Origin of the sequence: Paracoccus sp. (in: a-proteobacteria), assembly GCF_047973135.1 — a bacterium.
Taxonomy (GTDB): domain Bacteria; phylum Pseudomonadota; class Alphaproteobacteria; order Rhodobacterales; family Rhodobacteraceae; genus Paracoccus.
Genome location: NZ_JBKEBL010000233.1, coordinates 17,372 through 29,845, shown reverse-complemented (window position 1 = coordinate 29,845; position 12,474 = coordinate 17,372). Strand labels below are relative to the sequence as shown.

Genomic DNA, 12,474 nt, shown 5'->3' with positions numbered 1-12,474 from the left:
TCGTCTTTGGTGATTTGCACTGCCGGTCTCTGGTCAATGACTGGGCCAGCATCGTCATCGTAACCGGTGATTGTATCGTTGAAGATTGGGTTTTTGCGGCACGAGAGGATTCGGCCTTCATCGTCGGCGGCGCGTTCAGAACACCCATATTCGTTGGCGCGGATATCTGGGTTTCCGTTGGCGGGGTGGTCGAAATCGAAACCGGTGACGGATACGCGGTCGCCTTGCGTCATGCCGGCGACGCCTCGCGCTCTCCCCGGATCACGCCGCACACGGACTGGCGCAGCATGGTGTCCAGACTGGCGCTGGACCGCGATGGTCCGGTGGATGAATACGACGTGGTGGAAATGATCGAAAAGCGTCTGTATCAGACCGGAACCATTCTGCCGTCAGACGAATGATTTGCGGCCTCGCACAGGCCAAGCCCGCCCTGTTCGACCAGAAAATCGACAATCCCGGCGATGCCCGCGCCGTGCCGCAGCGCTGCCATCACGACCGGACGCGCACCACGGGCCGCCCGCGCATCCGCTTCCAGCAATGCGGCATCAACGCCCACATGTGGCGCAAGATCGGTCTTGTTCACCACCAGCAGATCGGATCGGGCAAGGCCGGGGCCGCGCTTGCGCGGAATGTCCTGCCCGGCGGCGGTGTCGATGACATAGATCGTCAGATCAGCCAGTTCCGGCGAAAAGGTCGCTGCCAGATTGTCCCCCCCCGATTCGATCAGCACCAGATCCAGATCGGGAAAGGCGCGGTTCAGATCGGCGATGGCGGCCAGATTGATGCTGGCATCCTCGCGGATGGCGGTATGCGGGCAGCCGCCGGTCTCGACGCCCCGGATCCGGTCTGCGGGCAGCACCTGCGCCCGCATCAGGGCCTCGGCATCCTCGCGGGTGTAGATGTCATTGGTGACAACCGCCATCGACAGGCGCGGGGCAAGCATACGGGCAAGCTGTTCGGTCAGGGTGGTCTTGCCCGCGCCGACGGGACCGCCGATGCCGACGCGAAGGGGGCCGTTCAGGCTCATGATCGGAATATCCTTGTCTGCATGGTTTCGTGGGCCATGGCGGCGATGTCGGCACCCCATGTCGCGCTGCGAAGATCGGCTTGGGTCGCATCTGCCGCGCGGGCGGCGGCGCGCAGGATCGCTGGTTGCAGCGCGGCCAGCATGGCCTGCCCCTGAACCGGACCAAGAGGCAGGAACCGGACGGCGGCGGAAATCAGCGCGGCGGCCTGTGCCTGCAGGAAGGCCGCGACGATTTCGGGGGCTGGCAGAGGCATCGCCACGCATGCGCGACCAATGCCCACCGGCAGGGCGGCGGCGACATGTGCGGGCCCGCCCAGTGCAGCCAGATTCGCCGAAAACGCCGCGCCCTGTTCAACTGACTCGGCCAGCCGCTGCGACGACGCGCAGGCCGCGCGTGCCAGATCGTCCAGCGCCGCGTGATCCGCGCCCTTGCGCAGGGACAGCGACAACAGCACCGCATCCGTCCAGCCAGAGCCATGGTCCAGCCAGTCGGCCAGCCATTGCGGCAGGCTGGTCCGCGTCACGGCCCCCCGGTCCATCGCATATTCCAGCCCCTGCGACCAGGCAAAGCCGCCTACCGGAAAAGCGGGCGACAGATATTGCGCAAGGCGCAGGCGGGCGGCCTCAGGCGTGTTCATGGTCGTGGCGATGCGCATGGCCGTGATCGTGGCCGAAGGTGCGGCCATGGCCATAGGCTCCGCCTTCGGGGCGGAATGGCAGAGCGGCCTCTGCCACATCCGCGCCCAGACCGCGCAGCATCGCCTCAAGCACGTGATCGGCGCGGATGATCAGCCGGTCATGGGCGATCTGGCAGGGGGTGTGCCGGTTGCCGATATGCCATGCCAGCCGGGGCAGGTTGCCGCGGACGATCAGCACCGGCTCGGTCGCCGCGCGGATGACGACGCGGCGGCCGTCCGACAGCGCGAATGCGTCGCCATCGTCAAGACTTGTCACCTCGGTCAGATCGACCATGAAATCGCCCAGATCGCAGCTCAGCCTTTTTCGGCGCAGCAGCCGGGCGTCATAGTCCAGAACCACCACCCCGTCGAAAGGGCCGTGGGCGTGGCGGATGACATGATTGCTTTGGGGGATCATCGGGAACCTCTCAGAACAGGAAGTAACGTTGCGCCATCGGCAATTCCGCCGCAGGCTCGCAGGTCAGCAGTTCGCCATCGGCGCGGACCTCATAGGTTTCGGGATCGACCTCGATCACGGGCATGGCGTCGTTCAGCGCCATGTCGGCCTTGCCGATGCCGCGCGTGTCCCCGACCGCGATCAGCGCCTTGCCCAGTCCGTCACCCGCGCCGGCATCCAGCCCGTCGCGGCTGAGAAACAGAGCCGAGGCGCGGCCCGTATGCCCCCACATCGGGCGGCTGAACACCGGCTGCACGGGGATCGAGCCGTTCGGATCGCCCATCTGCGCCACGCTGATCTGACCGCCGACCAGCACCATCTCGGGCTTGACGCCAAAGAAGGCGGGCGACCACAGGACCAGATCGGCGCGCTTGCCCGTTTCGACGGATCCGATATGCGTTGCCACGCCATGCGCCACCGCCGGGTTGATCGTGTATTTCGCGATATAGCGGCGGGCGCGCTGATTGTCGTTGTCACCCGTCTCGCCGGGCAGGCGGCCGCGTTGACGGCGCATCTTGTCGGCGGTCTGCCAGGTGCGGATGATCACCTCGCCGATCCGGCCCATGGCCTGACTGTCGGACGAAATCACGCTGAACGCGCCCAGGTCGTGCAGAATATCCTCGGCGGCGATGGTCTCGCGGCGGATACGGGATTCGGCGAAGGCCACGTCTTCGGGCACGCGGCGGTCCAGGTGATGACAGACCATCAGCATGTCCAGATGCTCTTCGACGGTATTGGCCGTATAGGGCCGCGTCGGGTTGGTGGACGAGGGCAGGACATTGGCCATCCCCACCATGCGGATGATATCGGGCGCATGTCCGCCGCCCGCGCCCTCGGTGTGATAGGCGTGGATGGAGCGGCCTGCGATGGCTTCCATCGTATCCTCGACAAAGCCCGATTCGTTCAGCGTGTCGGTATGGATCATCACCTGCACATCCATCCGGTCGGCGACCGTCAGGCAATTGTCGATGGCGGCGGGGGTGGTGCCCCAATCCTCGTGCAGTTTCAGCGCGCAGGCGCCCGCGCGGATCTGTTCCTCAAGGGGGGCGGGCAGGCTGGCATTGCCCTTGCCCGCGATGCCGATATTCACCGGCAGTTCCGCGCAGGCCTCCAGCATCCGGGCGATATGCCACGGCCCCGGCGTGCAGGTGGTGGCCAATGTGCCATGCGCGGGCCCGGTGCCGCCGCCCAGCAGTGTGGTGACGCCCGAATGCAGCGCGTGATCGACCTGCTGCGGGCAGATATAGTGGATATGGCAGTCGAACCCGCCCGGAGTCAGGATGCGCCCCTCGCCCGCGATGATCTCGGTTCCCGGTCCGATGATCAGGGTGACGCCCGGCTGCGTGTCGGGATTGCCGGCCTTGCCGATCCCGGCGATGCGACCGTCCCGCAGCCCCACATCGGCCTTGACGATACCCCGGTGGTCAAAGACCACAACGCCGGTAATGACAGTGTCCATCGCCCCGCCCGCGCGTGTGACCTGCGACTGGCCCATGCCGTCGCGCACAACCTTGCCGCCGCCGAACTTCACCTCTTCGCCAGGGATGCTCAGGTCGCGTTCGACCTCGATCAGCAATTCGGTATCGGCCAGCCGGATCCGGTCGCCCGTGGTCGGACCGTAAAGCGCCGCGTAGTCGGCGCGGGACAGAGACGCGGCCATCTACAGCACCCCCATGATGTCTTTGCGGAACCCTTTCACGACGCGGTTGCCCGCGAAGGGGATCAGCCGCACCTCGCGTGACTGGCCGGGTTCGAACCGCACGGCCGTTCCCGCCGGGATCGACAGGCGCATGCCGCGTGCGGCAGCGCGGTCAAAGCGCAGCGCCGGATTGGTTTCCGCGAAATGGTAATGGCTGCCGACCTGAACGGGCCGGTCGCCGGTATTCGCGACCATCAACGCGACCGGTGCGCGCCCCTGGTTCAGGATGATGTCGCCCGCTGCGGGCATGATCTCTCCGGGGATCATCGCCTAGCCTCCGACCGCAAGCGCCAGACCGGCCATTGCCGCCCCGCCGCCAAGGGTGCGCGGCAACAGGCCATTTTGCAAAAGCCGTCCCGCAGCGACTCCGGCCAGATGCAGCGCCATGGTCATCAGCGCAAAGCCCGCCGCATAAGCGATCATGCCGGTCGCCGGACCCTCGGCGCGATGTGCCCAGCCATGCGCAAGGCCGAACAGAACCGTACCGGTCAGCAGCATCGGCAAAGGCAGGCGCGCGGCCATCGCGACCAGCGCCCCGAGAATGACGACCGAGGCAAGTATCATCGGCTCGACCCCCGGCAGGGGCAGACCGGGATAACCGGTCAGCCCGCCCGTGATCATCGCGCCAACGAAGGTCACGGGCAGCGCCCAAAGCGCCCGCCCGCCAATCTGCGCCGCCAGCAGCCCCAGCACGACCATGGCCAGAATGTGATCGGCACCGCCGACCGGATGGGCCAGCCCGTCGGTGAACCGGCCCTGATCATGGCCTGTATGCGCCAGAGCGATTTGCGGCAGAAGCGTCGTGGCAACGAAGATGGACAGCTTTTTCATTCAGGCCTCCTGGCGAATGGGATGGTGGACGGTGACAAGCTTGGTGCCGTCGGGAAAGGTGGCCTCGACCTGCACCGAATCGATCATCTCGGGCACGCCCGACATGCACTGTCCGGCGGTGATGACATGTGCGCCTGCCTGCATCAGATCGGCGACGGAACGCCCGTCGCGGGCACCCTCGACCACGAAATCCGTGATCAGGGCAATGGCTTCGGGATGGTTCAGCCGGACACCGCGGGCCAGCCGCGCGCGCGCGACCATCGCGGCGACCGAGATCAGCAGTTTCTCGCGTTCGCGGGGGGAAAGGTTCATGTCAGACCTGCCAGATACGGGGAAGGGGATCAGGGCGCAGAACGCGCAAAAGCCGGTTGATCTGTCGGCGCAGGGGCCAGCCATCGGCTGCCAGCAGCCGCAGGATCAGCCGCCCCGGAGGCGCGCTGGCGGCGGCGGTCACACCGGGTTCACCCAATGCGGCGCGGGCCGTGGCCAGCAGGTCGGGCGCATGGGGCGCAATCATCACCAGCGTCGCCACCGCCCGGGCACCGTCCAGCATGGCCGCGCCGTCAAGCCGGGCCAGCGCGCTGTCGTCCAGCGCGAAGGCATCGTGATGGACCATCCGGCTTGCACGCCGCACGATGCGCCGGTCGGTCAGAGACAGGCGGCAAAGGGTTTCGCCCATGGCCAGCCGCCCCAGCACCAGCATCTCAAGCAGCAGGCAACCCGCTCCGGGGGCCAGATCCACCTGGGTGTCGCGCCGCAGCCGCGCGCCGTTGAACAGGATGGTTTCCTGCGGAAGCCAGTCCAGCCAGCCGCCCTCGCCAACGCTCAGCCGGACACGCGCATGCGCATGCGGGCCTTCGGCGCGATAGGCGCGCTCGGCCGTCTGGGTGGTGGCAAGGGCGCGGGTGCCGGGCAGGGTCTCGACCGCGAAATCCAGCCGGTCGCCTGACGCCAGCCCGCCCGAGATGTTCAGGAACACGATCTCTGGCAGCCCCGCCGTCACGCGCGGCAGCATCGCCCTGGCTGAACCCGATTGCCCCAGATCGACCAGACCGCGCGGGCCGATCCGGACCCGCGCCGTACCCGCGCTGCGCTGCATCCGCGCCATATGGATGGAGGTATCAAACATGCGCTCAGGGGGCGCAGGGGGACGGCCAAGGTCAATCGCCGGGCCCTTGTCCGGTGCCCGCCAGTCAGGCAGAAGGGTTGCAGTTGCCTGCCTGATGTGCAGATTGTGCAGGGCGCGGGCAGTGTTCGGACCGCCGTTGCAGGACATGAGCAACGCTTCCTCGACAGAAGCAAGCCGCGCCTCAGGTTCCCCTATCAGCGGGCACTGCATTGGCCCGCGCAACGGTTGTGCCATCGGTGCGTGACATATGTGCAAATGCCCGGAGGGCTGCACCGGGGGCAGGAGGCTAGGGCTGTACACCGCTTTCGGGCGTTCGGGTTGACGGTGCGCCCGGATGATTTGCGTCCCGCGATGGCCGGGGGAGTTGCACCCCCCGGACCCCCTGCAAAAGCCTGCGGCCCCCCTTCCCGCGCCGCACTGGCAGAGCGACGCGGTGACGCCACGCCCATGATCTGGGTCAGCAACGGCGCAGGCATGGGCCAGCATCCGGGCCATGACGCAAGCTGCGCGACGACCGAACCCAAGGGCCGACCCGGTACCTGTGCGGCGGGTTTTGGCCCTGAGCCTGCGCGGAGGGCTTGCCCAAGCCAGGAATCGCCAGCCTTCGCCATCCGCAGCCCGACCGCGCGCGAAGCGCGCCCCCGGCCGGGCGGCAGCGACGGGTCGGGCTCTGCCCGACCCGCCCCCCCTTTCCGCCCAAGCAACAACTGCCCGTTCTGACGTTTGCCACGGCGCGGACGACCGGGCAGGTCCGATCCCGATTCTGACGCAGGCGCAGGCGTGTGGGCAGCGCAGGGTCTGTCAACAATGCCGGACCGGCCTTGCGCCGCACGGTTCCCAAACGGAAAGTCCTGAACCGGCCGCCCCTTTGCCGCGCGCTTTATCGCTTTGCCGAACTCAGCCCGCCAGTGCGCGAAGGGCGCGTTTTCGCGCGTCGGGGATGGCGCGGATTTCGAGACCGGTAAAGACATGCATGGTCTTCAGCGCCGGATCGACAACCGCGTGATCGCTGACCCATCCTCCCATCGCGAGATAGGACCGCAGCAGCGGCGGCATTCCGGCCATGGCCCGCCGGGGGTCAGGCTGGCGCAACCGTAACGCGCGGGCAAAGCGGAATACCTTGGGTGCCTTGACGCGCGGCAGCCAGCGGCGCGGGGCGAGATAGCGTTCTTTCAGCATGGCGAAGGCGTCAGCATGATCCTCGGGCTCGGTGCCGAAGAAACTGGAACAGCCAAACAGCATCTCGACCCCGGTGCTGTCCACATATTCGGCCATCGCCGCCCAGGCCATCCGCAGGATTTCGGGGTCGCGCCAGCCGGGATGAATGCAGAACCTGCCCATCTCGACCATTGGGCCGGTGAAATCCTCAAGCCGCGACAGGTTGTAATATTGTGCTGAATAGCTGTTGGCGATTTCCGCGCCTCTGGCGAAATGCAGGAAGCGGAAACAGCAGACCAGCGTGCCACTGCGCGAATCTTCGATCAGGATATGGCGGCACAGATTGTCATGGTCGTCGCGATCCAGCGCCTTTCCGGCTCCGGGCTGCGCCCGGTCCTGCCTGTCGCGCGCGACAAAGCACAGCCAACGCAATGCCTGGGCCTCGCGCAGATCGCGCGGGGTTTCGGCAAAGCGCAGACGATAGCGATAACTGCCCTGTGACAGCATTCGGGCGGTCCCATTCCTTGTCCCGGTTATCCGGGTCCATAGCAGCATAGTGTTTCAGTTTCGTTATTCTGGAAAGCAGAATTATGTGCCCCCAATTGGCGCATACGGTTATTGCCTGTCCCGCAGGTACAGGTGAGCGCGCGGCTTGCCGGGCCGCGCCAAGCCTGATAACCGGACGCGGAAAATTCCAGACAGGCGGGACGGTCCCGCCGCATGAGACAGGATGAACCAATGGCGATCGAACGCACCCTCTCTATCATCAAGCCCGACGCGACAAAGCGCAACCTGACCGGCAAGGTCAACGCCAAATTCGAGGATGCCGGCCTGCGCATCGTCGCGCAAAAGCGCATCCACCTGTCGCCCGCCCAGGCCGGCAAGTTCTACGAGGTCCATAAGGAACGCCCCTTTTATGGCGAGCTGGTGGAATTCATGGCATCCGAGCCGGTGGTCGTGCAGGTGCTGGAAGGCGAGGGGGCCATCGCGAAGAACCGCGACGTCATGGGTGCGACCAACCCGGCCGATGCCGCTCCGGGCACGATCCGCAAGGAATTCGCCCTGTCGGTCGGTGAAAACTCGGTCCATGGCTCGGACGCGCCGGAAACCGCCGCGCAGGAAATCGCGTTCTTCTTTTCGGGTCTGGAACTGGTCGGCTAATCAGGGTCCGATCCTTGTCAATATCGGGAAAGGGGGCTTTGGGGCCCCTTTTTCATTGCGGTCATTTCCGGCCAACCGTGGGGAAAAGGGGAAAGGGGGCGGGTCGGGCGAAGCCCGACCCGTCGCTGCCGCCCGGCCGGGCGCGCGCTTCGCGCGCGGCGGGGCCTGCGGGTGGCCGGTGGCGGGGACAGGGGTGCGCCGTCCGGTCATCGTCGCAGCTTGCCCGCAGGTCTCGGCTTGCCGCAGGCTTTTGCAGGGGGTCCGGGGGGCGCATAGCTCCCCCGGCTATCGCGGGACGCAAAACTGCGGCGGTGACGTCACGCTACGGCTTCCCGGCAAGGCGCGGCACTGGCCCGCGCCCTGTACAATGCTTGCCTGCCAAGGCCCTGGCGAATGTGCCTCAGCCGATGGCGGCGGCGCGAACCTCGTCGTCGATGGCATCCAGATATTGCGCGAAATTGTCGCTGAACATCTGAACCAGCCTGGCGGCCTGTGCTTCATAGGCAGCAGGATCGGCCCAGGTCTGCCGCGGATCCAGCAGCGTGTCGTCAACGCCCTTGACCGAGACCGGGACGTCAAAGCCGAAATTCGGATCCTTGCGGAACTGCACGTCATTCAGACTGCCATCCAGCGCCGCATGCAGCAGCGCGCGGGTGGCACGGATGGGCATGCGCGAACCGTTGCCGAAGGCACCGCCGGTCCAGCCGGTATTGACCAGCCAGCAGGACGCGCCGGTTTGCGCGATTTTTTCCTGCAACAGCTTGCCATAGACCTCGGGGCGGCGCGGCATGAAGGGTGCGCCGAAGCAGGTCGAGAAAGTCGGGATCGGCTCGGTCACGCCGACCTCGGTGCCCGGCGTCTTGGAGGTAAAGCCCGACAGGAAGTGATACATGGCCTGCGCCGGGGTCAGCCGCGCGATGGGCGGCAACACGCCATAGGCATCACAGGTCAGCATGATCACGTTGCGCGGGCTGCCGCCAAGGCTGTTCGCCGAAGCGTTCGAGATCGCCTCAAGCGGATAGGCGCAGCGCATGTTGTCGGTGATCGAATTGTCCTGGAAATCCAGCTCAAGCGTGTCGGGATCGTTGACCATGTTCTCGATCACCGTGCCAAAGCGCGAACAGGTTGCATAGATCTCGGGTTCGGCGGTGGGCGACAGGTTGATGGTCTTGGCGTAGCAACCGCCTTCGAAATTGAAGATGCCCTTGTCGGACCAGCCATGTTCGTCATCGCCGATCAGAATCCGCGAGGGGTCGGCCGACAGGGTGGTCTTTCCGGTGCCGGACAGGCCGAAGAAGATGGCGCTGTCGGCAGGGTTGCCGATGGCGTGATTGGCGCTGCAATGCATGGCCATGATGCCCTTGCCCGGCAGGATATAGTTCAGCAGGGTGAAGACCGATTTCTTGTTCTCGCCGGCATAGGCGGTATTGCCGATCAGGATCAGCTTCTTGTCGAAATTCAGCGCGATCACGGTTTCGCTGCGGCAGCCATGGCGTTCGGGATCGGCCTTGAAGCCGGGGCAGTTGATAATGGTGTATTCCGGCACGAAACTGGCCAGTTCCTCGGCCCTGGGGCGGCGCAGCAGGTGGCGGATGAACAGGCCGTGCCATGCCAGCTCGGTGATGACGCGCACGTCCAGCCGGTTTTCGGCATCCGCGCCTCCGAACAGATCCTGCACGAAGTAATCCTTGCCCTGCATATGGGCCAGCATGTCCGCATGCAGCCGGTCAAAGGCATCGGGATCCATCGGCTTGTTGTTTTCCCACCAGATCGAATCCTCGACCAGAGGGGTGCGGACGACAAACTTGTCCTTGGGCGAGCGGCCGGTATGCGCCCCGGTCGAGACAAGGAATGTGCCGCCCAGACCGATCGTGCCTTCGCCCCGCGCCACGGCCTCGGACATCAGCGCAGGCTCAAGCAGGTTATAGTAGGTTCGGCCAAGCCCCTTGATTCCCTGATCCTCCAGTCGGCAATTCGGGTTTACGCGGGTGGTCATCTTCTTTGTGCTCCTGACTTGCTGGCTGCATGCGACGGTTTGGTGACGCCGGGTGACGGCCCTATAGCACGGCCTTCGGGCGAAAAAAGAAGTGAGCGCGAACAGTTAGCGCAAACGAATAAAGTTATCGCTAACCGGAGTTGTTGAAGGGGCTGTGAACCGAAAAACTAACCAATTTGAGGCAGGATATACAGGAAAGGTGATTCGGTATGAAGCAGGTGCATGGCACGGCAGTGTCAGTCAACGGGCGTGGGCTGCTGATTCTTGGCCCGTCCGGGTCGGGCAAGTCCAGCCTTGCGCTGGAGTTGATGGCGGCCGGTGGCTCGCTGGTCAGCGACGACCGCACCGATCTGGAAAAACAGGGCGAGGTGGTGATGGCATCGGCCCCGCAAGGGCTTGCCGGGCGGATCGAGGCGCGGGGGGTCGGGATTCTGCGGGTCGAGAACGGTCCTCCGGCGGCGATCAGGCTGGTGGTCGATCTGGGGCAGCGCGAGGAACTACGGTTGCCGTTTCGTCACCATCACAATCTTATCGGCGTCTGGGTGCCACTTGTGCTGGGACCGTACCGCCCGCAACTGTATGCTGCATTGCGGCAGTATCTGCTGGCAGGTCGCAATGACTGAAGGAATGGCGCATGGCTGAAAACAGGGATGAGGGCGCAGGCGAGGCGCATCAGGGCGATGCGCAGCGGGTCGTGCTGGTAACGGGGCCGTCCGGGGCAGGGCGATCGACCGCGATCGACGTGCTTGAGGATCTGGGCTTCGAAGCGATCGACAACCTGCCCCTGTCGCTGATCCCCCGGCTGCTTGAGGGGCCGGTGCGGCCTGTGCCGCTGGCCCTTGGGCTGGATGTGCGCAACCGCGATTTCTCGACCGCAGCCGTGATCGAACTGATCGACCGGCTGACGCGGCATCCCCATTATGCGCCCGAGGTGCTGTACCTCGATTGCGATGCCGGCGTTCTGGTCCGACGCTACAGCGAGACCCGCAGGCGGCACCCGCTGGCACCTGACGGCCTGCCCCTGACCGGGGTTCTGGCCGAGATTGACCTGCTGGGACCGATTCGCGCCCGCGCCGATGTGCTGGTCGATACCAGCGACCTGTCGCCCCATGACCTGAAGGCGGAACTGGCGCGCTGGTTCGATATCCGTCCGGGGCGCGGGCTGGGGATTTCGGTTCATTCGTTTTCCTTCAAACGCGGGGTGCCGCGTGGGCTGGATCTGATGTTCGACTGCCGGTTTCTGGCCAACCCGCATTGGGATCCGGCGCTGCGGGCGATGAACGGGACCGATCTGCCGGTGCAGGATTACGTCCTTGCCGATCCGCGCTATGACGAATTCTTCGCGCGGGTCCGCGATCTGATCCTGTTTCTGCTGCCCGCCTATCAGGCAGAGGGCAAGACTCACCTTGCCCTGGGTTTCGGATGCACCGGCGGGCAACACCGATCCGTGACTTTGGTCGAGAAAGTGGCGGTTGCGCTTGCAGATGCAGGGTGGCCGGTGTCAATAAGACACAGGGAACTTGAACGACGTGTTCTGGCATCGCTTTCATCGGCTGAGCAGACGTCCGCACAACGCGCGGCGTCCCAGCCCTCTCTGAGGACGGCACCATGACGCGGATTGCTATGGTTGGTGGCGCGCGTTGATCGGAATTGTCATCGTAGCTCATGGCGGACTTGCGCGGGAATATCTTTCCGCCGTTCAGCATGTCATCGGGCCGCAAAGCGGCATGGTTGCGGTTGCGATCGAGGACGATCACGACCGCGCCGCAAAAATGGCCGAGATTCGTGCCGCGGCGGATGCTGTGGACAGCGGCGACGGTGTGGTTGTCGTGACCGATCTGTTCGGCGGATCGCCCTCGAATCTGGCGCTGCCCGCCTGCGCCGCCTGCAACCGCACCATCCTTTATGGCGCGAACCTGCCAATGCTGGTCAAGCTGGCCAAGTCGCGGCACCTGCCTGTTGCCGATGCCGTCGCCTTCGCGAAAGAGGCGGGGCGCAAATACATCAACTCCTACAACGTGCCGCTTGAGGCGGCGTTTGACACGGACACCCCTTCCAGATGACCGGACCCGTCACCCGAACCCTCTCGATCATCAACGAAAAGGGGCTGCATGCCCGCGCCAGCGCGAAATTCGCCGATACGGTCGAACGCTTCGACGCGCAGGCGCAGGTCGAAAAAGACGGCATGTCCGTCACCGGCGATTCGATCATGGGCCTGCTGATGCTGGCTGCCTCGCGCGGCAGCACGATCACCGTCACCACGACCGGACCTGACGCCACCGCGCTGGCCGATGCGCTTGCCGCGCTGGTCGCCGATTATTTCGGCGAAGGCATGTAGG

16 protein-coding genes are annotated in these 12,474 nt (G+C 65.3%); 6 read left to right on the top strand and 10 right to left on the bottom strand.

Annotated features, from left to right (window positions below; translation table 11 throughout):
* On the top strand, positions 1–401 hold a 401-nt coding region (locus ACK5L9_RS17245), incomplete at its 5' end, for a hypothetical protein (protein ID WP_416912687.1).
* Here the strand turns inward: ACK5L9_RS17245 and ureG are convergent.
* The 9 genes from ureG to ACK5L9_RS17200 form a co-directional block, all read right to left on the bottom strand.
* Positions 368–1,027 (bottom strand): urease accessory protein UreG, encoded by a 660-nt coding sequence (gene ureG / locus ACK5L9_RS17240; RefSeq protein WP_416912686.1) that lies wholly within the window; start codon positions 1,025–1,027, stop codon positions 368–370. The genes ACK5L9_RS17245 and ureG overlap by 34 nt on opposite strands.
* Positions 1,024–1,719, bottom strand: coding sequence for an urease accessory protein UreF (locus ACK5L9_RS17235; RefSeq protein WP_416912685.1), 696 nt, complete (start codon positions 1,717–1,719; stop codon positions 1,024–1,026). The genes ureG and ACK5L9_RS17235 overlap by 4 nt, the downstream gene beginning before the upstream one ends.
* Complete coding sequence (locus ACK5L9_RS17230; RefSeq protein WP_416912684.1) at positions 1,652–2,122, bottom strand: urease accessory protein UreE; 471 nt, start codon at positions 2,120–2,122, stop codon at positions 1,652–1,654. The genes ACK5L9_RS17235 and ACK5L9_RS17230 overlap by 68 nt, the downstream gene beginning before the upstream one ends.
* 10 nt (positions 2,123–2,132) lie before the next feature.
* Positions 2,133–3,821, bottom strand: a complete 1,689-nt coding sequence (gene ureC, locus ACK5L9_RS17225; RefSeq protein WP_416912683.1) for an urease subunit alpha — start codon at positions 3,819–3,821, stop codon at positions 2,133–2,135.
* Positions 3,822–4,127, bottom strand: coding sequence for an urease subunit beta (locus ACK5L9_RS17220; protein ID WP_416912682.1), 306 nt, complete (start codon positions 4,125–4,127; stop codon positions 3,822–3,824).
* A gap of 3 nt (positions 4,128–4,130) precedes the next feature.
* The gene (locus ACK5L9_RS17215) at positions 4,131–4,691 is read right to left on the bottom strand and encodes a HupE/UreJ family protein (RefSeq protein ID WP_416912681.1); all 561 of its coding nucleotides are present in this window, start codon (positions 4,689–4,691) and stop codon (positions 4,131–4,133) included.
* Positions 4,692–5,003, bottom strand: a complete 312-nt coding sequence (locus ACK5L9_RS17210) for an urease subunit gamma (RefSeq protein ID WP_416912680.1) — start codon at positions 5,001–5,003, stop codon at positions 4,692–4,694.
* Position 5,004: 1 nt separating this feature from the next.
* The gene (locus ACK5L9_RS17205; protein WP_416912679.1) at positions 5,005–5,820 is read right to left on the bottom strand and encodes an urease accessory protein UreD; all 816 of its coding nucleotides are present in this window, start codon (positions 5,818–5,820) and stop codon (positions 5,005–5,007) included.
* Positions 5,821–6,717: 897 nt separating this feature from the next.
* Positions 6,718–7,485 (bottom strand): GNAT family N-acetyltransferase, encoded by a 768-nt coding sequence (locus ACK5L9_RS17200; RefSeq protein WP_416912678.1) that lies wholly within the window; start codon positions 7,483–7,485, stop codon positions 6,718–6,720.
* 231 nt (positions 7,486–7,716) lie between these two features.
* On the opposite strand from ACK5L9_RS17200, the gene ndk reads away from it, so the two are divergent.
* Positions 7,717–8,139, top strand: coding sequence for a nucleoside-diphosphate kinase (ndk, locus tag ACK5L9_RS17195; protein ID WP_416912677.1), 423 nt, complete (start codon positions 7,717–7,719; stop codon positions 8,137–8,139).
* A gap of 400 nt (positions 8,140–8,539) precedes the next feature.
* Here ndk and ACK5L9_RS17190 read toward each other — a convergent pair whose 3' ends face one another.
* Positions 8,540–10,135 carry a phosphoenolpyruvate carboxykinase gene (locus ACK5L9_RS17190; protein ID WP_416912676.1) on the bottom strand — a complete coding sequence of 532 codons (1,596 nt, stop codon included), beginning with the start codon at positions 10,133–10,135 and terminating at the stop codon, positions 8,540–8,542.
* 209 nt (positions 10,136–10,344) lie between these two features.
* Between ACK5L9_RS17190 and ACK5L9_RS17185 the strand changes: the two genes are divergently transcribed.
* From ACK5L9_RS17185 to ACK5L9_RS17170, 4 genes are read left to right on the top strand one after another with little or no spacing between them, the layout of a single operon-like run.
* Entirely contained in the window at positions 10,345–10,758 is a 414-nt protein-coding gene (locus ACK5L9_RS17185) for an HPr kinase/phosphorylase (RefSeq protein ID WP_416912675.1), read from the top strand.
* An 11-nt stretch (positions 10,759–10,769) separates the two neighbouring features.
* Entirely contained in the window at positions 10,770–11,747 is a 978-nt protein-coding gene (gene rapZ / locus ACK5L9_RS17180; RefSeq protein ID WP_416912674.1) for an RNase adapter RapZ, read from the top strand.
* Positions 11,748–11,775: 28 nt separating this feature from the next.
* Positions 11,776–12,198, top strand: coding sequence for a PTS sugar transporter subunit IIA (locus ACK5L9_RS17175; protein ID WP_416912673.1), 423 nt, complete (start codon positions 11,776–11,778; stop codon positions 12,196–12,198).
* Positions 12,195–12,473, top strand: a complete 279-nt coding sequence (locus tag ACK5L9_RS17170; protein WP_416912672.1) for an HPr family phosphocarrier protein — start codon at positions 12,195–12,197, stop codon at positions 12,471–12,473. The genes ACK5L9_RS17175 and ACK5L9_RS17170 overlap by 4 nt, the downstream gene beginning before the upstream one ends.
* The last annotated feature ends 1 nt before the right edge of the window (position 12,474 follow it).

Excerpts from the sequence above, each read along its gene's own strand:
- rapZ (WP_416912674.1), top strand. The coding sequence starts at position 10,770 with ATGGCTGAAAACAGGGATGAGGGCGCAGGCGAGGCGCATCAGGGCGAT.
- ACK5L9_RS17230 (WP_416912684.1), bottom strand. The coding sequence starts at position 2,122 with ATGATCCCCCAAAGCAATCATGTCATCCGCCACGCCCACGGCCCTTTC.
- ACK5L9_RS17235 (WP_416912685.1), bottom strand. The coding sequence starts at position 1,719 with ATGGCCATGGCCGCACCTTCGGCCACGATCACGGCCATGCGCATCGCC.
- ACK5L9_RS17185 (WP_416912675.1), top strand. The coding sequence starts at position 10,345 with ATGAAGCAGGTGCATGGCACGGCAGTGTCAGTCAACGGGCGTGGGCTG.
- ACK5L9_RS17210 (WP_416912680.1), bottom strand. The coding sequence starts at position 5,003 with ATGAACCTTTCCCCCCGCGAACGCGAGAAACTGCTGATCTCGGTCGCC.
- ndk (WP_416912677.1), top strand. The coding sequence starts at position 7,717 with ATGGCGATCGAACGCACCCTCTCTATCATCAAGCCCGACGCGACAAAG.
- ureG (WP_416912686.1), bottom strand. The coding sequence starts at position 1,027 with ATGAGCCTGAACGGCCCCCTTCGCGTCGGCATCGGCGGTCCCGTCGGC.
- ACK5L9_RS17190 (WP_416912676.1), bottom strand. The coding sequence starts at position 10,135 with ATGACCACCCGCGTAAACCCGAATTGCCGACTGGAGGATCAGGGAATC.
- ACK5L9_RS17170 (WP_416912672.1), top strand. The coding sequence starts at position 12,195 with ATGACCGGACCCGTCACCCGAACCCTCTCGATCATCAACGAAAAGGGG.
- ureC (WP_416912683.1), bottom strand. The coding sequence starts at position 3,821 with ATGGCCGCGTCTCTGTCCCGCGCCGACTACGCGGCGCTTTACGGTCCG.
- ACK5L9_RS17200 (WP_416912678.1), bottom strand. The coding sequence starts at position 7,485 with ATGCTGTCACAGGGCAGTTATCGCTATCGTCTGCGCTTTGCCGAAACC.
- ACK5L9_RS17205 (WP_416912679.1), bottom strand. The coding sequence starts at position 5,820 with ATGTTTGATACCTCCATCCATATGGCGCGGATGCAGCGCAGCGCGGGT.
- ACK5L9_RS17220 (WP_416912682.1), bottom strand. The coding sequence starts at position 4,127 with ATGATCCCCGGAGAGATCATGCCCGCAGCGGGCGACATCATCCTGAAC.
- ACK5L9_RS17215 (WP_416912681.1), bottom strand. The coding sequence starts at position 4,691 with ATGAAAAAGCTGTCCATCTTCGTTGCCACGACGCTTCTGCCGCAAATC.